Below are 17,669 nucleotides of genomic sequence, written 5' to 3'. Positions count from 1 at the left end.
CCCCGTTGTCCACGCCCGAGACACAGTCCACACCCGAGACGCTGTCCACGCCCGAGAAGCTCGCCGAAGCCGTCCTCCTGCCCGGGTTCGCCGGGACCACCGCGCCGGACTGGCTGCGCCGCCGGATCGACGGCGGCCTGGGCGGGGTGGTGCTGTTCGGCCGCAACGTCGTCGACGACGAGCAGGTCGCCGCGCTGACCACGCAGCTGCGAAGCGGGCGCGATGGCGTGGTCGTCGGGATCGACGAGGAGGGCGGCGACGTCACCCGCCTCGACGTGAACACCGGCTCGTTCGTGCCGGGGCCGCTCGCCCTCGGCGCGGCGGACGACCCGGAGCTGACGACGGCCGTCGCCGCCGCGCTCGGCGAGCGGCTGGCCGCGTGCGGCGTCACGGTGAACTTCGCGCCCTGCGCGGACCTGACCCTGGCGGCCGAGGACCCGATCATCGGCGTCCGGGCGTTCGGGTCCGACCCGGCGAAGGCGTCGCCGCACGTGGCGGCGTACGTGACCGGCCTGCAGAAGTACGGCGTCGCGGCGTGCGCCAAGCACTTCCCGGGCCACGGCGCGGCGACCGAGGACTCGCACGTGGCGCTGCCGGTGCTGCCGCGCACCCTCGAAGAGCTGCGCGCGATCGAACTGGTCCCGTTCGCCGCGGCGATCCGGGCCGGGGTGCGCTCGATCATGTCGGGCCACCTGGTCGTCCGGGCCTGGGGCGACGAGCCGGCCACCCTCAACCGGACCGCGCTCACCGACGTCCTGCGCGGCGAGCTCGGCTTCACCGGCGCGGTGATCACCGACGCACTGGAGATGGGCGCGGTGTCGGGGGCGTACGGACGCCACGACGGCCTCGGCCGGTCCGCGGTGCGGGCACTGGCCGCGGGAGCGGACGCGCTGTGCCTCGGCGGCGCGGCGTTCGAAGCTTCCGCGCTCGACGCCTGTGCCTCGGCGATCGTGGCCGCGGTCGCGGCGGGGGAGCTGCCCCTGGAACGGCTGGCGGAGGCGGCTTCGCGGACGGCGGCGCTGGGTACCGACCCGGCGCCGGCGCAGGTCGGCCCGGTCGACCGGCGGCTCGGCCTGGAGGCGGCCCGCAAGGCGCTGCGGATCCGGGGCGAGGTGCGCCTGGACGGGCCGCCGCTGGTCGTCGACGTGCAGACCGAGCCGACCATCGCGGCCGGGCCGGTGCCGTGGGGCCTCGGCGCGCACCTGGCCGAGCTCGTGCCGGGCACCCGGACACTCACCGTCACCCCGGAAGACGTCGACGTCGTGCTCGAGGCGGCGCAGGGCTTCCGCAGCGTCGTCGTGGTGACGCGGGAGGCGCACCGGCACCCGCGGGTGCGTGCGCTGCTCGCCGCCCTGTCGGCGCTGGACTTCATCCGCGTGGAGACCGGCGCGCCCGGCCCCGGCGGCGACGCCGGCCCGCGGATCGACACGTTCAGCGGCTCGTACGTCAGCCTGCGCGCCGCGGCGGAATATCTGGCCTGACCGGATTTTCGTCCGCTTTGCCGCATCTCCAGAAGTTCAACCGCGGTTTGTACGCGGCTTGTACCGGTGCGCTGCATTCTGTCCGCACACCGAAAACTGGAGGACGGAAGCATGAAGATGGGGATCGTGAAGCGGCTGGCCGGGGTGGCCGGCATCGCCGCGGCGCTCGTGGTCGCCGGGGCGGGTCCGGCGTTCGCGGCCACGGGCACCGTGCACACCGACTCGGGTGCGGCGCTGACCGTGCGGTCCAGCCCGAGCGCCACCGCGGGCTCGATCGGCAGCATCGCCGACGGCACCGCGGTGACCATCACCTGCCAGACCAACGGATCCACGGTCGACGGCAAGTACGGCACCTCGGACATCTGGGACAAGGTGGGCGACGGCTACATCAGCGACGCCTACGTCTACACCGGCTCCGACGGCCGGGTCGCGCCGGACTGCGCCGGTTCGACGCTGACCTGCTCGACCGCGGGCACCGGGAACCCGAAGACCTGCGCGCAGGCCGTGGCCTACGCCAAGACCCGCGTCCACACCAGCAACATCGACTCCTACAACGGCTGGTGCGACCGGATCAACGCCCAGAACTACGGCTGGTCCGCCTCCGGCTCGGAGACCGCCTACATCCACTGGACCCAGATCCCGTCCTCGTTCAAGCACGCCGGTGACTACCAGGTCCCGGCCGGCGGTCTCGCGTACTTCAAGAGCAGCGGTGCCGGCCACACGATGATCTCGATCGGCGACGGCAAGTTCCTGTCGAACGACATCAACGGCCCGGGCAGCTACACCGAGACGACCATCGCGCAGATCAAGAGCAAGTGGGGCCAGACCTACGTCGGCTGGGCGCAGCCGTGGTTCAAGATCAACCACTGACCCGCTGAACGTGCACGGGCCCCTGTCCGCGGGACGGGGGCCCGTTCCGCTGTCCGTCGTGGACAGTCAGACCTTCATGATCCGGTGCACCGGATCCGCCAGGTACGTGAGCAGGTTCCCGGGCCGGTACGGCGGCTCCATCCGCTCACTGCGGTATACCGCGCAGGATCCCGCGAACTCGGTCGCCGGGTCGACCCGGCCGATGGCGCGGTTCGCCGAGCCGAACCACCGGAAGAACGCGTTGAGCGAGTCGTGCAGCTCGCCGAGTTCGTCGCGAGCGGCCAAGTTCGCGAAAGCGTTGTCCGCGAAGGCGAGGCCGCACCGCTCGGCGCGGTCGGCCATCCACCGGAGGGCGAGGTCCGACAGGGCCGGCTGCCCGTACCCGCCCCCGACGTCGGAATGGGCGCCGGCGAACCAGACCTGTTCGCGCACCTGGCCGTTCGCCGCCTTCGACGGCGCCCACACGGCCGGGCTGAACGACTTGCGGTGCTCGTCCACCGCCAGCGCCTGGAACGCCGCCTGCACGATCGACGTCAGCTCCATGTCGTGGAACTGCCAGCGCTTGTTCAGCCGGTGGATCAGCCGTCCGCCGCTGAGCGGGATGCCCAGCGCGCCGACGGTGTCCCAGACGCCGACGAACCGGATGGGCGTCCGGTCTTCCCGGGCGTACTTCGCGCGGAACTCCCGGGCCTGCGGGCTGTCCGGGCCGGAGGTGACCCGGTCGCGGGCGCGGTAGAGCCGGTAGGCCTCCTCGAGCCTGCCGAGCTCACCGGGGAGCAGCACCCCGCAGTTGCGGATGAAACCCACCGTGCTGCGCGCGGTGTAGGCACCGCGGCTGAAGCCGAAGAAGAACAGTTCGTCACCGGGTTCGTAGTTTTCGGCGACGAACCGGTAAGCGTGCTTCACATTCGCCGAAAGGCCCATGCCGAAAGCGCCGCCGGTGAGGCGGTCCCACAGCTTTCCGGTGCCGACGCCTTCGCGGTAGTACACCCGCTGTTCGGTGCCGGCCGGGTCGGTGGGCGCGACGACCTTCTGGAGCCGGCCCACATTGGTCGGCGCCGGCTGACGGAGGCTGTTCCAAGTACCGTCGCAGCAGATCACCAGACGTTTCGCCATGTTTCCTCCCCGGTCCGGACCCTGGTGAGTCGCCTGCACCGGACGCCGCGTTACGCCGGGTGAACACCCGGGAGGGGTGACGTTTCCCGATTTCCGGATCGGTGCCCGGCCGGTGATTTCCCGTAATCCGGAAAGGCGCGCGCATCGGGGTCAATCCGCGGCTCGGCGAAATGGAGCCCAGGCGTCGAACCGGGGCACCGGCGCCGGACCGGTGGGCCCGCCGTGCCGGCGCGGGAGCCGGCACGGGCCCGGTGACGACGGGTCACCGGGCCAGCACCAGCAGTTCGGAGCGGCCCGGCGTGAGCGAGCCGGCCGGTTGCCAGCCCCACCGGCGGTACATCGCGTGCGCCGGGGCCGCGGGGGAGGCGGCCAGCACGGCGAACGGCTCGGACCGGGTGGCGAGCAGGCGGTCGAGCAGGTCCCGGCCGTGGCCGTGCCCGCGGTGCTCCGGCCGGACGGCGAGTTCGTACACGTAGAACACCGGCCGGCCGGCCAGCCACGCCGGTGCGGCCGCCGCGGCCCGCGGGTGCCACCAGCCCGGTTCGCGGCCGACGCCGTAGGCGAACCCGGCCAGCTCTGTTCCCTTGTGGACGGTGGTGACCGCGAACCCGGGCAGGAGCGCGTGCCGCGCCACGGTCTTGCGGAACTCGGCCGCCTCGGTTTCGCCTTCCCCGTACGGCGGTTCGCGGTAGACGTCGAGGTAGAGCTCGCCGAGCTCGGTCCAGTCAGGCATCCGCGGTCTCCCGGGTCGCGGCCGGCTCCGGAACCGCCTTCAGCCCCGCGAGGACGACCACCGCCAGCATGCAGCAACCGGCCAGGACCAGCCAGGGCAGCTGCGGGCCGGCGGCCAGCAGGGCGGTGAACGTCACCGGCGCCAGCACCCGGGCCACGCCCCACAGCAGTTCCTCCAGCCCGAGGTACCGGCCGCGCAGGTGGGGCGGTGCCAGCGCGACGGTGAGCGCGCTGCTGGTCGGGGCCTGCAGCAGCTCGGCCGCGGTGAACACGGCGGTGGCGACGGTCAGCACGGCGAAGACCGGCAGCGGCGCGGCGAGGGGCACGACCGCGAACAGCAGGAAGGCGACCGCCCACACCGCGGCCGCGACCTGCAGCGTCCGCGGCTTGCCGAAGCGTTCCACGCGCCGGGCCACGACGGTCTGCGCGAGCACCACGAGCACCGTGTTGAGGGCGAACAGCACCCCGGGCTGCCACGCGGGCAGCCGCAGCGTGCCGAGCACGTAGGCACTCAGCAGGACGGTCAAGGCCAGGTCGCACAGGGCGAAGACGAACACCGTCACGAGCACCCGCCGGAACGCGCGGTCGGCGAGCACGGCCCGGTAGCCCCGGCCGGCGGCGGGGCCGCGAGCGGTCCGCGGCGGGACGGCCCGGCCGCCCCGCCAGGCGGCGACCAGGACCGCCGCGAGGAGGAAACTGGCCGCATTCAGCACCACGATCGCCGTGTAGCCGCCGGTGCCGCCCGCGACGACGAGCGCGCTGCCCGCCAGCCCGCCGAGGCCGATGCCGACGTTGCGCAGCGTCCGCTCCATCGCGTACCAGCGGGCCCGCTGACCGTCGTCGGCCACCTGCGCGACCAGCGCGCCGGACGCCGGCCAGAACAGCCCTTCGCCCCAGAACGTCAGCGCGGCCAGCAGCACCAGCTGCCACAAGGACCCGGCGAAGACGTACCCGGCGAAGGTCGCCACTCGCAGCAGGTTGGCGGCGACCACGATCCGCCGCGGACCGAAGCGGTCGACCAGCGGGCCCGCGAACGGCCCGGCCGGCAGCGCGAGCAGGGCTGCGACGGAGAGCGCGGCACCGACCGCGGGCAGCGAGATGCCCTTGGCCGCGTGGAAGTACACGACGGCGAAGGGCAGGAACAGGCCCGTGCCGAGTGCGTCGACACCCTGCGCGGCGACCAGCGGCAGGCGGCCCCGGGTCCGGGGCAGCCCGAGCAGTTCGGTGACGGCCATCCCGGCCTCCTCAGGCGTGGGGGAGCGGGAAGACGTTCAGCCGCTCTTCGGGCAGAGGCTCGGCGCGCCAGCCGAGGTCGACCGCGGCGCGGCTGATCCGGCCGTCGCCCCAGTACGGGAACCCGGCCGGGAAGTTCGACACCAGCCCGGGCACGAGCGTGTGCGCGGCGTGGAACCCGGCGGCCTCGACGTCACGGGTGGTGAGGTCGACGCTGATCACTTCGAACCCGCGCGCCTCGACGCGCTCCTGGTAGGCCTTGAGCCGCCGCTCGCCCAGCGCGGGCAGGCCCTCCCAGGTCCGCACGGGCAGGTCGCGCACCCAGGGCGCCACCCGGGCCGCGGCCCGCGGGTCGAGGTAGATCTGCTGCTGGCACAGCAGGTCCACGACGTCGGCGAAGTCCTCGCGGTAGGAGTCGAGGTAACGCCGGTCGGCGCGGTACGGCTTGAGGTTGCCCAGGTGCGGCAGGTCGGCCTGCATCGCGCCCAGCTCGCGCTCGTCGTCGAGGGCGAGGCAGGTGTGCTGCAGGGTGAACCCTTCGGCGAGCGCCTTCTTGGCCGCTTCGAACGGGTCGGGCCGGGTCGCGAACCCGATGGACAGCCAGCGCCGGGTGCGGTCGAACACCGCGGCGGCGACGATCGGGACGGCGAACTCGTTGTCCAGGGGGATGAGCGTGACGTCGTAGGTGTCGGCGGTGTCGGCGACCAGCGCCCGGATCTCCGCCGGGACCGACAGCCGGCGAAGCCGGGGCGTGTTGGCCCACCAGAGCATGGTCGTGTCGCGTTCCAGCACCTCTTCGAGGCCGGAGGTGACGGCGTGCTCCACGCTGGTGCCGCCGGCGAGCCCGGCGATCAGCGGGTCGGTGAACCGGGCGCCACCGGGTTCCGCCTCGGTCGAGACGAGGCAGGCCGGCACCCAGACGACCTCCTTCGTCGTGTGCGAAAAGCCTTCCACCCACGCGCATTCGACGTCCGTGGTCAGCGGCGCGAACGGGAAGCCCGCGGTCCGGTACTGGCGTGGCGAGTAGAGGTTCAGGCGACGCGGGTCGAGGGCCGGCACCCCGTCGCGGCACAGCCGGGCGTAGCTGGCGTGGCGGATCCGGCGTTCCGGCGGGAGCCAGCTGCCGCAGTAGCGTTCCACGGCCTCGCCGATCGCGGAGTCTCGGGCGAGCTCGAAGTCGTGCCACGACGTGCCGAACGCCTGGCGGTCGTTGGGCCAGTCGACCACCCGCCGCATGTCGGCGACGTCGACCGCGCACACCCGCAGGCGAGCGGGCATGCCCGGCGCGGCGGGCAGTTCGTGGACCGCAGTCACGATGCCCGTCCGGTCGTCGACGAGCAGGTCCGGCCGCGGCCCGTGCGCCACCACCGGGCGGGGCCGGTCGGGCACAGGCAGCACGGGCCGGGGCAGCACGGTCAGCCGGACGGGATCGAGCTCGAGCTCCCCGGTCGTCGTCTCGGCGGGTGCACCACCGACCCAGCGTTCGAGCTGGACGGCGAGCGCGGTGAGCAGCCAGCGGGTTTCCCCCGGCCGGAACCGCGGGCCGGGCGGGGCCGCGGCGGCGGCGAAGGCGTCGATCACGCGCGGGTCGACCGCCGCGGACCGGCGGCGGGCGAGCACGTCGGCGAAGTCGGGGCCGGTGCCGGGCGTGACCGCCGGCCCGGCGATCCCCTGGCCGCGTTCACAGCGGAAGGGGAAGAAGCGCACCCCGCGGTCGGCACAGAACGCATCCAGCGCGGTGAGTTCGGCATAGGCCGGATGGGCGAACGCGGCGACGACGACGGTGTCCGCCGGATCCACCGGGAAGGGGTGGTCGAGCCCGGTGAGCGCTTCGATCCGCGCGTAGCCGGACGGCGCGAGGATCTCCGCGAGGGGGCCGGTCAGCTCGGCCGCTCCGGCGAGCAGCACCGCGGTCGCGGCGAGGCGCCGGGCGCCGGCTTCCTCGTCCCGCCCCGCGCGCAGGCAGCCGTCCGCCTCGAGGACGTCGAGCACCTCCGCGTAGTCGGGGTTCATCCCGGCCAGCAGCTCCCCGCGGGTGCGGGTGCCGTCGCACCGGTCGAGCCACGCCCGGAACTCCCGCACCGGGGCGGTGATCGAGAACTGGCCGCCGTTCGGCGTGATGAGCAGGCAAAGGCCGGGTTCCAGGTCGTGGATCTCGATCCCGGTCAGCTGCGGGCGGGTGTCGGAAGACATGGCGAACCCCTTGGTCGGAAAACGGGCCGGACATGGCCGTGCCGCGGCCCCGGAGCGGGGCCGCGGCACGCCGGCGGCTTGGCCGTGGCTACTTGGCGGAAGCGCGGTTGTGCACCACGGCGCGGTTGTGGACGACGGCGCGGTTGTGGACGACGGCGCGGTTGTGGACCACGGCGCGGTTGTGGACGACGACGGCCGAGGGGCGCTCGAAGGTCGAGATCATGGTTCCTCCTGAAGGGATGTGGAGTGTTTCCGGTGGTGCCACCGGGTCGGGGTGACGTGAATAAGATTGGGTTCCGGGCGGGCACTCTGACGTCTTCTGGAATGCGGTGCGCATACCCCGGCCCATGCGTTCGTCATGGCCCCCGCGGGAGGCGTGCACGGCTCCGATGACGAAGGCCTCCGCACCGGCGGCGGTGCGGAGGCCTTCAGGGTCGATCGGGAAGTCACGCCCGGCAGGTGCGTCCGCGGTTCACGCAGTTCACCAGGCCGTTCATGATCCGCTGCGACATCACGTTGGCGAAGTCGTCGTGGTCGGACAGCGGGTTGTGCTCCTCCTGCGGGAAAGCGTCCACTTTGTACTGCTTCTTGAGCTGGATGTCCCGCGGGATGTCGTAGGTCAGCGAGATCTGCAGCTGCGGCACCGCCTTGAACCCGTTGCCGCACCGGCCGAACCGGTCCGGGAACACGATGTGCGTGCGGTGGTTGGCGCTGTCGGTGTTCTTGCCGTCCCAGCAGCTGGGGAACGTGTGCACGCGCTTGACCTTGCTGCCTTCGGGGCAGATCGGGTATTTGTCGATGAGGCGGTTCTCGAAGCCGGTGCAGGTCCAGCTCGCCTTGGCGTTGGCGGGCCCGTTGGTCGAGACCTTCGCGTCGCCGTAGAGCACGCGCAGGAATCGCGGCATCGCCACGACCTTCCCGACCGGGCTGCCGCGGAAGGTGAGCTGCACCCGCTGCGGCCGCAGGATCTTGCCGTCGTTCCCGGGCAGCTCGTTGTTCTCGTCCTGCCCGGGCAGCGCCCCGCCGGCCGTGCTGCTCGGCGGCGGCGCCGGCATTCCGGTGTCCTTGCCCGGTTTCGTCCCGCACGGTGCGAGACCACCCAGGTCCCGCGGCTTCTGCGCGAACCGGCCGATCGCGATGGCGATCCGGTCGATGATCGCGGAGCGCCGGTCCTTCAGCGGGTTCAGGATCGCGTTGCGCACGAAGTCCGGACCGCCCTGGCCCTGCGTCGCGGCGATGCGCTGGTTGGCCTCGTCGGCCTGCGTGTCGAGCTGGTCGAGGTTGCCGTCGACCTCGGCCATGGCCTGGTCGGGGATGTCGGGCAGCTTGCTGGCGACGTCCGGGCACGCGACCTGCACGGTCTTGGCCTCGCGGTCGGCCTGCGCCCGGTCGCCGTCGGGCACCTTGGCGGGCTCGTTCTCCTCCTCTTCGCCGGTGTCGATGCGGACCACGGGCCAGAAGTAGGCGGACTTGTCGCCGTTGCGGCAGGTGGTCCCGGCCTTGGCCAGGCTCTTGTTGTTCGAGTCGGCGTTCGTCGACAGGTTGCCGACGTAGTCGTGCAGGTGCTGGGCTCCATTGCGGACACCGGGCTGGGCGATGAAGTTGTCCGGGTTGAAGTGGCCGTTTTCGTTGCGGCCGCAGTCGACGGTGAACGTGCCCGTCGCCGCGCCGCTGACCGGGCGCGGGTCGAACTGGTTCGGTTTCACCTTCAGGATGTCGACGAAGAAGGCGGGGTCGGCTTCGTCGGCGCTGGCTTCACCGGTGTTTCCGGTGGTCGTCGCGACGACGATGCCGCCGACCGCGATCGCGAGGGCGAGGCCCCCGGTCGCGATCTTCGTCCGGCGGGAAAGGCGATGCCGTCCTTGGGTGCGGGACATGGGAAAATCCTCCGGGTGTCGGGCTGGCGGGAACGCGCGACACTGAGCCGGGACGAGCCCAGGCTCGTCCCGATCAGGCGGGGTTCTGTCACGGGTTTCTTCGATGCGTCGGCAGGGCACGATGCCCGGCTGGTCCACTGACCCGACATCAGTGGGTGCGCGCCCGTACCTGCCCGTGGCCGCGCCGTCAACCGGCTGGTTATCGTTCCGTTATGGACGCTACACCGGCATTTGACACCGGGCAAGAAGTTCTTTCCGGCCGTCACGAACGGTCAGGGCCGGTTCGTGCTTCCGTAGTTGAAGAGGGCTCCGACCTGCGGATTGTCTCCGCGAGACGAGCTTGTGGAAAAAAGTTTGAACCGAAGTGAACCGGCGTCCGTATCCCCCGGTGAGACCGGTCGAATGCCCGCAGTGCGGACCTCGGCGTGAATTGCCGTGAAATGCGGAAATGGTGACCCCGGTTTCCCTTCACACCGGATCCGTCAGGACGCCCCTTTGCAGGCCAGCAGGCTGCGCCGCAGGGTCGCGAGGGCGCGGTGCTGGGCGACGCGGACCGCGCCCGCACTGCCGAGGCCGACCGCGGTGGCCGTCTCCTCCGCCGTCATGCCGAGGATGATGCGCATGACCAGGATTTCGCGCTGGCGCGGCGGAAGCGTGTCGAGCAGCCCGGACGACCAGTCGAGTGCCGCGGAGCGCACGACCTCGTCGCACGTCGGGTCCGCGCCGCCCGCCCGGCCGGCCGGGAGTTCGGCGACCGGGCTGCTGCGGTTGCGTGCCCGGCACCGGTGGAAGTCGGCCACCTTGTGCGCGGCGATGCCGAAGACGAACGGCACGAAGCCCTCGGGTGCGAGGCGGTACCCCGGCAGGGCGCGGACGATCGCGAGCAGCACGTCCTGTGCGCAGTCCTCGGCGTCCGACGAGCCGTCCTGCCACGTGCGCAGCCGGCCAAGACAGTAGCGGAAGACGATCGGCCGCAGTGCCCGCAGCAGCCCGGCCACCGCGGTGCGGTCGCCCTGCACCGCCGACCGCACGAGCGCCGGGTCCAGGGAGAACGGCGCCGTGGGCGCGGGACGGCTCTCGGCGGAGTTCGGTGGCATCGGCCCTCACCCCTCTTCGCAACTTCGACGGCAACGTACGGTCACGACGCTAGGTCACTCCGCGTGGCCGCCACACCGGCCGGGCGGCCGTCCCGGACCGGGTCTTCCGGCCCTGGTCCGAAGTGGACCGATGTGCGTGGCGGCCGGCGTCGCGGGTGGCCGGGCCGAACGGCCCTATCGGCGGCCCGGGCGCCCGATCACGCTGGTGGCCGGGAATTCACAGCGGAAACACAGGGACGCGATGGTGGACGACGTGGGCTTCGGGCTGCAGCTGGACCGGCAGCAGTGCCTCGCCTTGCTCCGGACGGCGAGCCTCGGCCGGGTGATCTACACCCACCGGGCCATGCCGGCCGTGCGGCCGGTGCGGTTCACGGTCGTCGGCGACGCCGTGGTGTTCGCCGTCCTGCCCGGCAGCCTCCTGTACGCGGGCGCGCGGGACGCCGTCGTCGCGTTCGAAGCCGACGAGTTCGCGCCCGACCTGGGTGCCGGCTGGTACGTCAGCCTGCTGGGGCGCGCCACCGAGTCCGGTGCCGTCGACTTCGGCGAGCGAGCCTGCCCGTGTCCGGCGCCCACCCGTGCGGGCCACCGGTTCCTGCGCGTCCCGGCGGAGACCATCAGCGGCCACCGGATCGCCTGTCACGCGGAGTGATCCCGCGATGGCCGTAACGGTGTGGCTCCCGTCATCGACCCACCGGATGGACGAACCGGATTGGGCCGACACGGGCAGTGGCCTGTGGGACCCTTGACGGCCCGGGGCACGCCCGGGACAGCGGCGGAGCCAGCGGGGTCGAGGGGAAGTGGCGGACGAAATCAGCATGCCGGCGATTCTGGCGGCGGTGGGCGGCATCGCCCGCGAGCTGGAGCTGCCGTCGCTGCTGGACCGCGCGGTGACGGCGACGTGCGAGCTGCTCGGCGCCCGCCGCGGCCGGCTGGACCTGGCCGAGAACGGGATCGCCGAATACGGCCGGGGCGCGCTCGGTCCCGGCGCGGTCGAGCTGCCGGTCTGCGCGGGAACGCAGACGTTCGGGATGCTCACGGTCGAACCCGGCGACGGCGGGGAGTTCGGCCGCCCCGCACGCGAGGTGCTCGGCGCGCTCACCGCGGCGACCGGGATGGCCGTCGAGAAGGCCCTGCTCGTCGACCAGATGCGCCGCCGCGAACGCTGGCTCGAAGCGTCCTACGACGTCACCCGCGCCCTGCTCTCGGCCCAGGACCTGCGGGCCACGCTGCGGCTGGTCGCCGAACGCGCCCGCGTCGTCGCCGGCGGGACGGCCGGCGCGATCGCGCGGCCCGACGGCCCCGGCCGGCTCGTGTTCGACGTCGTCGAGCCGCCGGGCGAGGACGCCGACCGCCTCACCGGCCTGACCGTGCCGACCGAGGGCACCGCCACCGGGATGGCGTTCACGACCCGGCATCCGGTCGTCGTCCGCGACTACGGCGAGCACGTGCAGGAGCAGCAGCGCAACCACGATGGGCCGATGCCGGCGATCGTCAAGGACCTCGACTCGGCGATCTCGGTGCCGCTGATCGTCGGCGAGGAGACCCTCGGGGTGCTGGTGGTCGCGAAGTTCCGCGACCGCTCGCCGTTCACCGCCTCCGACGTCCAGTTGGCCGAGACCTTCGCCGGGCACGCCGCGCTCGCCGTCGAGTTCTCGCGGGCGCAGGAGGCGCGCCAGCAGCTGGCGGTGTTCTCCGATCGCGACCGGATCGCCCGTGACCTGCACGACCTGGTGATCCAGCGGCTGTTCGCGACCGGGCTCGGGCTGGAGGGCGTCAGCAGGCTGATCGCCGACGCCGGTGTCGCCGCCCGCGTGGCCGGGTTCGCCCAGGACCTCGACGGCACGATCCGCGAGATCCGCAACAGCATCTTCTCGCTCCAGGCGCCGGCGCAGGCGCAGGGCAGCCTCCGCGCGGAACTGCTGCGGGTGGCCGTGGACGCCCGGGACGCGCTCGGCTTCGAGCCGCGCGTCGGCTTCGACGGGCCGCTGGACGCCGCGGTACCGGACGCGGTGCGCTCCGACCTCATCGCATCGCTGCGTGAAGCGCTGACGAACATCGCCCGGCACGCCGGCGCGAAGTCGTCGTCGGTCGAGGTCACCGTCGACCGGCTCGGCCGGCGGCTGACGCTGGTGGTGCGCGACGACGGGGGCGGCCCGCCGGCGGAGGCGGGCCGGATCAGCGGCCTGGCCAACCTCGCCTCGCGGGCGGCCCGGTGGAGCGGTCACTGCGTGCTGGCGGCGGGCGAGGACGGCGGGTCGCGGCTGGAGTGGACGGCGGACCTGCCGGTGACGACCGGCGAGCAGGGGAGTGGACGATGACGATCGCGGTGTTCCTGCTGGACGACCACGAACTGGTCCGGACCGGGCTGAAGACCGTGTTCGAGCCCGAACCCGACATCGAAGTGGTCGGGGAGGCCGGGACGGTGGCCGAGGCGCTGGTGCGGATCCCGCAGGCCCGCCCGGACGTGGCCGTCCTCGACGTCCGGCTGCCCGACGGCGAGGGCGTGGGGGTGTGCCGGGAGATCCGGTCCACCATGGAGCCGCCGCCCGCCTGCCTGATGCTCACGTCCTATTCGGACGACGAAGCACTGTTCGGCGCGATCATGGCGGGCGCGGCCGGGTACATGCTCAAGCAGGTTTCCGGGCGGTCGCTGATCGAAGCCGTCCGCACGGTCGCCGCCGGCGGTTCCCTGCTGGACGCCACGCTGACCGCGTCGGTGATGAACAAGCTGCGTGGCGAGAACGTCGCGGCGCCCGACCCGCGGTACGAGCAGCTGAGCCCGCAGGAGCGGCGGGTGCTGGACCTGATCGCGGAGGGCCTGACCAACCGCCAGATCGCCGAGCGGCTGTTCCTGGCCGAGAAGACGGTGAAGAACTACGTGTCGTCGGTGCTGCACAAGCTCGGCGTCGAGCGGCGCACCTCGGCGGCGGTGTACATGTCCCAGCGGCGGGCCGAACCCGGACGACCCGGCTGAAATCACGGCCGATCGGACGAAACGGGTGGGGCGTTCGACGTATCCAGCCGCCAATGGAGTACACCTGTCCGGGTGACGCACGAATGGTGTGCGCCGGCGGAGGGGACGACATGGCGGGGTTGTCGGGCGGGGACTATGTCACGCGGCAGATCAGGGCACTCGCGGACGCGGTGCGCCGCGAGGGGGCCGGCGGTGTCGGCACACGCAGCTTCCAGCTGGCCGAGCACCTGGCGGCGGAGGGAGGCGTCCACCGCGGCGACATCCTGACGGCGACGGCGACGCTGCTGGCGATGACGGCGTGGTGCGACGGCGAGGCGGAGGCGGCCCGCCGGTTCGCGGAGCTGGCGGGCGAGCACGACGAGGAGTCGCGCGAGCTGGTGACCCACCTGCTGCGCCTGGAGGCGGGCGCCGACCGCGGCTGGCTGCCGCGGGACCAGGCGCAGGCGCTGCTGGAGTACGCACGCCGGGAGCGCCGGGTCGACCTGGCGACCCGGGTCCACGCGCTGGTGGGAACCCGGCGCGGCCGGCACCGGCGGGACAACTAGACGTTGCGCGGCGCGGCCCCTCAGCCGATCACGCCGGTCAGCGCGAAGAACTCCTGCCGCGTCTTGGGTTCTTCGCGCAGCATGCCGTGCAGCGACGACGTCACGGTCTGCGCGCCGTTCGCCCGCACGCCGCGCAGGGACATGCACAGGTGCTCGGCCTCGATCACCACGCCGACGCCCTTCGGGGCCAGGTGCTCCTGCAGCCAGTCCGCGACCTGCTTGGTCAGCCGCTCCTGCACCTGCAGATCGCGCGAAAACATCTCGACGACGCGGGCGAGCTTCGACAGCCCGAGGATCCGCTCGCCGGGCAGGTAGCCGACGTGCGCGACGCCGCGGAAGGGCAGCAGGTGGTGCTCGCACAGCGACTGCACCGGGATGCTCTTCGCCAGCACGAGCTCGTCGTAGCCCTCGTCGTTGGGGAAGGTCGTCAGCTGGAAGTCGCGCGGCTGCAGCATTTCCGCGTAGGCGTGGGCCACCCGCCGCGGTGTGTCGCCGAGGTGCTCCGACGACGGGTCCTTCCCGAGGGCCCGCAACAGGTCGGCGACCGCGCGCTGGGCCGCGCGCAGGTCGACGGTGTCGCGGTGGTGGACGACACCGAGGTGCCGCAGGGGGACCGGTGCGCTGAGGGGTTCGGCGGTCACGGGATGCCTCCTTCTAAAATCAAGTCAGGCCGACGTTAGAAGCTCCCGGGGGTTTTCGTCAACAGGTATTTGTTTTAGAGTGCGGTGATGCAGCAAACGCAGGCGCTGACCGCGGTCGCGGCGCTCGACGAGCCGACCCGGCGCCGGTTGTACGAGTACGTCGTCCGCCGCCCGGAGCCGGTGAGCCGCGACGACGTCGCCGCCGCACTCGGCGTGCCGCGGGCGACGGTCGCATTCCACCTCGACCGCCTGGTGGAGGAGCAGCTGCTGGTGGTGGGCCACGAGCGCCGGACCGGCCGCAGCGGCCCGGGGGCGGGCCGCCCGGCGAAGCTGTACCGCCGGTCGGACCGGCAGGTGAGCGTTTCCCTGCCCGAACGCCAATACGAGCTCGCCGGCCGGCTCTTGGCCGCGTCGGTGGAGGAGGCCGACGCAACCGGCGGCTCGGCGCGCGAGATCCTCGCCCGCCGCGCCCGCGAGCAGGGGGCGGAGCTGGCCACCGTCGGCCAGGACATCGTGAGCACGCTGGAGGAAAACGGCTTCGAGCCGCGGCACGGGGACGGCGAGGTCTCGCTCGCCAACTGCCCGTTCCACCGGCTGGCCCAGGCCCACCCGCGGCTGATGTGCGAGATGAACCTGGGCCTGGTCGAAGGAATGCTGGCGGGGGTGGGGGAGCCCGGGTGGCGGGCGAGGCTGGACCCACGCCCGGGATCGTGCTGCGTACGCCTGGCGGCGGACTGACCCCGGCTCCACAAGCCGACGCCCGGCTTCACCGGCCGCGCTCAGCACCACATCAGTCCCACTAGCCCCACCAGCCTCAAAAAACGCCACTTCCCTATGAAAGTTGCAAGCACTCGCCGGGCGCCGGACCCGGGCGCCGGACCCGAGCGCCCCAATGTGGCCTTCGGTGCGTTGGACGCACCCAAGGTGGCCTTCGGTGCGTTCAACGCAACCAAGGCCACCTTGGGGCGGTTCGTCACTTCGGCGGGATCTCGCCGAGCCGGTCGGCCACCGCGGTCGTGATCGCGCTCGCGCCGAGTTCCGTGCCCGGCTTCAGCCACGGCTGCCGCGGCTCCGCGCCCGCGATCGTGCGTTCGCCGATGAACCCGCCGGTCACCGGGTCGATGATCAGCTGGCGGATCTCGTGGCGGTCGTCGAGGCCGAGCGCGACCCCGGTCCGTCCGTCGAGGTTCGTCTCCGCCGCCAGTACCGTGATGCCCGGGATCTTCGCCAGCGCCCGGTACCACTGCGCCCGCAGCTGCGCCGGCATCTGGCCCGCGCGGAGGATCTCGATGCCGAAGTGGAACATCACCGACGGCGTCGAGCCGCGGCCCTTCGTCAGCTGCTGCAGCTTCGCGTACAAGGCCGCCGGGTCGCGTGGCAAGGCCGCGTAGAACGCCGGGCTGTCCCAGTCGCTCGGGTCGCCGCACTTCTTCGCCGGCTTGGACTTCGGGAAGAAGTCGCCGCAGCGGCCCTGCCACCGGCCCTGGTCGGTGTTCGTCACCGACGGCTCCGGGGCCTGCGACTGCGGCACCGAACCGCCGAGGAACTTCCCGGTGCTCAGGATCTTGCGCGTCTCCTGCCAGACGTCGTGCTCGTCCGCCGGGATCCAGCGGCCGACCTCCTGCTCCCACAGGTAGGTGTAGCCGGTGGCGTCGCCGGTCTGGACGCCGCGCTGCACCCACGTGTGCTCGGCGACGTAGCGGAACTGCCCCGGGCCGACGGGCTGGTCGCTCGCGCCGACGGTCAGGTCCGCGGCCCGGGTCAGCACCTGGACCGCCGACATCAGCCGGACGTCCGGGGCCGCCGCCGTCGGGGCCGGTGAAGTGGTCCGGACCGGTGGTGCGGCGGCCGGGCCGGGTGCCGCCGGGCGTGGCTGGACCACGACGACGGTCACCGCCACCACGCCCGCCACCGCGGCCGCGACCGGCAGCGCGAACCGGCGGAGGCGTCCGGGGCGCAACGGGACCACGGATCCGGCGTCGAGCTCGGCCAGCAGCCGGGCCCGGGCCGCGGACAGGTCGGCCGGGGCGGTGCGGGCATCGCGGTGGAGCAGCTCGAGAGTTTCGTCGAGCTCGTTCATGACGGGTTCTCCTCGGTGGGGGCGAGCAGGGCCTGGAGCCGGTGGCGCACGCGGTGCAGGCGCGAGCGCACCGTGCTCGCGGGCACGCCGAGCGCCTCGGCGACTTCGGCCGGTTCGAGACCGGCCCAGGACGTGAGCAGCAGGACGTCGCGGTCCTGTTCGGACAGTTCGGCGAGCTCGGCGGCGAGCACCCGCAGCCGGGCCGCCGCGTCGACCCGGCCGGCGACCGCGGTGTCGTGGTTTTCGGCCGGGCGGTCACCGGCACCGGCCTTCGCGGTCAGCTGGAACCCGCGGACCTCCTGGCGCACGTGGTTGCGCAGCAGGTTGGTGGCGATGCCGTAGAGCCAGCCGCGGATCGGCGCCTGCTCCGGGTCGTAGCTCGCCCGTCTTCGCAGCGCGACGACGAACGTCTCCGCCACGAGGTCGTCGGCGACGTGCGCACCCACCCGGCCCGCGAGGTACCCGCGCAGGGGAGGGGCGTACTCGTCGAAGAGCCGCGCGAAGATCTCCTTCGGATCCCGTGCGGCGAGGTCGGGCCGGTCCAGCCGTTCGACGATTCTGGTCACGGTACTGGTTGTCGCGGCCCGCCACCCGCGTCCCCGTTCCCTCGTCCGGATGAGACGCACGCCACATCGCGCGAACGCGGGAGCGGCGCGCGGACAACAGCCGGTATGCACCGAGGGAACGCGATGCTGCTCGCCGGGACGTGCGCCGGCGCGGTGGTGGCCGTGCCGGGGCTGGCCGCGGCGCTGCGGCCACCGGAGCCCGCCGAGGCAGGGCCACCGGTCCCGCCGTCGTTGACGACGAGTGTGGCCACGACGGCGACCGCG

17 protein-coding genes are annotated in these 17,669 nt (G+C 72.8%); 7 read left to right on the top strand and 10 right to left on the bottom strand.

Annotated features, from left to right (window positions below; all coding sequences use genetic code 11):
* Positions 1 to 41: 41 nt before the first annotated feature.
* Together ACLJQE_RS09820 and ACLJQE_RS09815 are read left to right on the top strand one after the other, a co-directional pair.
* Complete coding sequence (locus ACLJQE_RS09820; protein ID WP_410639171.1) at positions 42 to 1,481, top strand: glycoside hydrolase family 3 protein; 1,440 nt, start codon at positions 42 to 44, stop codon at positions 1,479 to 1,481.
* A gap of 111 nt (positions 1,482 to 1,592) precedes the next feature.
* Positions 1,593 to 2,351, top strand: a complete 759-nt coding sequence (locus ACLJQE_RS09815; protein WP_410638824.1) for a hypothetical protein — start codon at positions 1,593 to 1,595, stop codon at positions 2,349 to 2,351.
* A 66-nt stretch (positions 2,352 to 2,417) separates the two neighbouring features.
* On the opposite strand, the gene ACLJQE_RS09810 is transcribed toward ACLJQE_RS09815, so the two are convergent.
* The 7 genes from ACLJQE_RS09810 to ACLJQE_RS09780 form a co-directional block, all read right to left on the bottom strand.
* A complete protein-coding gene (locus ACLJQE_RS09810; RefSeq protein ID WP_410638823.1) occupies positions 2,418 to 3,467 on the bottom strand; it encodes a DUF2235 domain-containing protein in 1,050 nt (349 codons plus the stop codon).
* Between the two features lie 262 nt (positions 3,468 to 3,729).
* On the bottom strand, positions 3,730 to 4,200 hold the full coding sequence (locus tag ACLJQE_RS09805) for a GNAT family N-acetyltransferase (protein WP_410638822.1): 471 nt from the start codon (positions 4,198 to 4,200) through the stop codon (positions 3,730 to 3,732).
* Positions 4,193 to 5,434, bottom strand: a complete 1,242-nt coding sequence (locus tag ACLJQE_RS09800) for an MDR family MFS transporter (protein WP_410638821.1) — start codon at positions 5,432 to 5,434, stop codon at positions 4,193 to 4,195. The genes ACLJQE_RS09805 and ACLJQE_RS09800 overlap by 8 nt, the downstream gene beginning before the upstream one ends.
* Positions 5,435 to 5,444: 10 nt before the next feature.
* Entirely contained in the window at positions 5,445 to 7,625 is a 2,181-nt protein-coding gene (locus tag ACLJQE_RS09795) for a YcaO-like family protein (protein WP_410638820.1), read from the bottom strand.
* A gap of 88 nt (positions 7,626 to 7,713) precedes the next feature.
* Positions 7,714 to 7,848: a hypothetical protein gene (locus tag ACLJQE_RS09790; RefSeq protein WP_268747407.1), complete on the bottom strand. Its 135-nt coding sequence runs from the start codon at positions 7,846 to 7,848 to the stop codon at positions 7,714 to 7,716.
* Positions 7,849 to 8,071: 223 nt separating this feature from the next.
* Positions 8,072 to 9,502, bottom strand: coding sequence for a DUF1996 domain-containing protein (locus tag ACLJQE_RS09785; RefSeq protein ID WP_410638819.1), 1,431 nt, complete (start codon positions 9,500 to 9,502; stop codon positions 8,072 to 8,074).
* A 482-nt stretch (positions 9,503 to 9,984) separates the two neighbouring features.
* The gene (locus ACLJQE_RS09780; protein WP_410638818.1) at positions 9,985 to 10,599 is read right to left on the bottom strand and encodes a sigma-70 family RNA polymerase sigma factor; all 615 of its coding nucleotides are present in this window, start codon (positions 10,597 to 10,599) and stop codon (positions 9,985 to 9,987) included.
* 241 nt (positions 10,600 to 10,840) lie between these two features.
* Here ACLJQE_RS09780 and ACLJQE_RS09775 point away from each other — a divergent pair, with 241 nt between their 5' ends.
* The 4 genes from ACLJQE_RS09775 to ACLJQE_RS09760 all read left to right on the top strand — a co-directional run bounded on the left by ACLJQE_RS09775 (position 10,841) and on the right by ACLJQE_RS09760 (position 14,118).
* Complete coding sequence (locus ACLJQE_RS09775) at positions 10,841 to 11,248, top strand: pyridoxamine 5'-phosphate oxidase family protein (protein ID WP_410638817.1); 408 nt, start codon at positions 10,841 to 10,843, stop codon at positions 11,246 to 11,248.
* A 166-nt stretch (positions 11,249 to 11,414) separates the two neighbouring features.
* Positions 11,415 to 12,917 carry a GAF domain-containing sensor histidine kinase gene (locus tag ACLJQE_RS09770; RefSeq protein WP_410638816.1) on the top strand — a complete coding sequence of 501 codons (1,503 nt, stop codon included), beginning with the start codon at positions 11,415 to 11,417 and terminating at the stop codon, positions 12,915 to 12,917.
* The gene (locus ACLJQE_RS09765) at positions 12,914 to 13,573 is read left to right on the top strand and encodes a response regulator (protein ID WP_410638815.1); all 660 of its coding nucleotides are present in this window, start codon (positions 12,914 to 12,916) and stop codon (positions 13,571 to 13,573) included. The genes ACLJQE_RS09770 and ACLJQE_RS09765 overlap by 4 nt, the downstream gene beginning before the upstream one ends.
* A gap of 110 nt (positions 13,574 to 13,683) precedes the next feature.
* Positions 13,684 to 14,118, top strand: coding sequence for a hypothetical protein (locus ACLJQE_RS09760; protein ID WP_410638814.1), 435 nt, complete (start codon positions 13,684 to 13,686; stop codon positions 14,116 to 14,118).
* Between the two features lie 20 nt (positions 14,119 to 14,138).
* On the opposite strand, the gene folE is transcribed toward ACLJQE_RS09760, so the two are convergent.
* Positions 14,139 to 14,759, bottom strand: coding sequence for a GTP cyclohydrolase I FolE (gene folE / locus ACLJQE_RS09755; RefSeq protein ID WP_410638813.1), 621 nt, complete (start codon positions 14,757 to 14,759; stop codon positions 14,139 to 14,141).
* 87 nt (positions 14,760 to 14,846) lie between these two features.
* Here folE and ACLJQE_RS09750 point away from each other — a divergent pair, with 87 nt between their 5' ends.
* Positions 14,847 to 15,497 (top strand): helix-turn-helix transcriptional regulator, encoded by a 651-nt coding sequence (locus ACLJQE_RS09750; protein WP_410638812.1) that lies wholly within the window; start codon positions 14,847 to 14,849, stop codon positions 15,495 to 15,497.
* A gap of 235 nt (positions 15,498 to 15,732) precedes the next feature.
* Here the strand turns inward: ACLJQE_RS09750 and ACLJQE_RS09745 are convergent, their stop codons facing one another.
* Both ACLJQE_RS09745 and ACLJQE_RS09740 read right to left on the bottom strand, forming a co-directional pair.
* Positions 15,733 to 16,839: a CU044_5270 family protein gene (locus ACLJQE_RS09745; protein WP_410638811.1), complete on the bottom strand. Its 1,107-nt coding sequence runs from the start codon at positions 16,837 to 16,839 to the stop codon at positions 15,733 to 15,735.
* Positions 16,836 to 17,405, bottom strand: coding sequence for an RNA polymerase sigma factor (locus ACLJQE_RS09740; protein ID WP_410638810.1), 570 nt, complete (start codon positions 17,403 to 17,405; stop codon positions 16,836 to 16,838). The genes ACLJQE_RS09745 and ACLJQE_RS09740 overlap by 4 nt, the downstream gene beginning before the upstream one ends.
* Positions 17,406 to 17,669: the final 264 nt, after the last annotated feature.

Origin of the sequence: Amycolatopsis sp. lyj-346 (genome assembly GCF_046548975.1) — a bacterium.
GTDB lineage: Bacteria > Actinomycetota > Actinomycetes > Mycobacteriales > Pseudonocardiaceae > Amycolatopsis.
This window is presented reverse-complemented; position numbering and strand designations above follow the sequence as displayed.

Bases quoted from the DNA above. Each gene is read 5' to 3' on its own strand.
- ACLJQE_RS09815 (WP_410638824.1), top strand. From the start codon at position 1,593: ATGAAGATGGGGATCGTGAAGCGGCTGGCCGGGGTGGCCGGCATCGCC.
- ACLJQE_RS09810 (WP_410638823.1), bottom strand. From the start codon at position 3,467: ATGGCGAAACGTCTGGTGATCTGCTGCGACGGTACTTGGAACAGCCTC.
- ACLJQE_RS09805 (WP_410638822.1), bottom strand. From the start codon at position 4,200: ATGCCTGACTGGACCGAGCTCGGCGAGCTCTACCTCGACGTCTACCGC.
- ACLJQE_RS09800 (WP_410638821.1), bottom strand. From the start codon at position 5,434: ATGGCCGTCACCGAACTGCTCGGGCTGCCCCGGACCCGGGGCCGCCTG.
- ACLJQE_RS09795 (WP_410638820.1), bottom strand. From the start codon at position 7,625: ATGTCTTCCGACACCCGCCCGCAGCTGACCGGGATCGAGATCCACGAC.
- ACLJQE_RS09790 (WP_268747407.1), bottom strand. From the start codon at position 7,848: ATGATCTCGACCTTCGAGCGCCCCTCGGCCGTCGTCGTCCACAACCGC.
- ACLJQE_RS09785 (WP_410638819.1), bottom strand. From the start codon at position 9,502: ATGTCCCGCACCCAAGGACGGCATCGCCTTTCCCGCCGGACGAAGATC.
- ACLJQE_RS09780 (WP_410638818.1), bottom strand. From the start codon at position 10,599: ATGCCACCGAACTCCGCCGAGAGCCGTCCCGCGCCCACGGCGCCGTTC.
- ACLJQE_RS09775 (WP_410638817.1), top strand. From the start codon at position 10,841: ATGGTGGACGACGTGGGCTTCGGGCTGCAGCTGGACCGGCAGCAGTGC.
- ACLJQE_RS09770 (WP_410638816.1), top strand. From the start codon at position 11,415: ATGCCGGCGATTCTGGCGGCGGTGGGCGGCATCGCCCGCGAGCTGGAG.
- ACLJQE_RS09765 (WP_410638815.1), top strand. From the start codon at position 12,914: ATGACGATCGCGGTGTTCCTGCTGGACGACCACGAACTGGTCCGGACC.
- ACLJQE_RS09760 (WP_410638814.1), top strand. From the start codon at position 13,684: ATGGCGGGGTTGTCGGGCGGGGACTATGTCACGCGGCAGATCAGGGCA.
- ACLJQE_RS09750 (WP_410638812.1), top strand. From the start codon at position 14,847: ATGCAGCAAACGCAGGCGCTGACCGCGGTCGCGGCGCTCGACGAGCCG.
- ACLJQE_RS09745 (WP_410638811.1), bottom strand. From the start codon at position 16,839: ATGAACGAGCTCGACGAAACTCTCGAGCTGCTCCACCGCGATGCCCGC.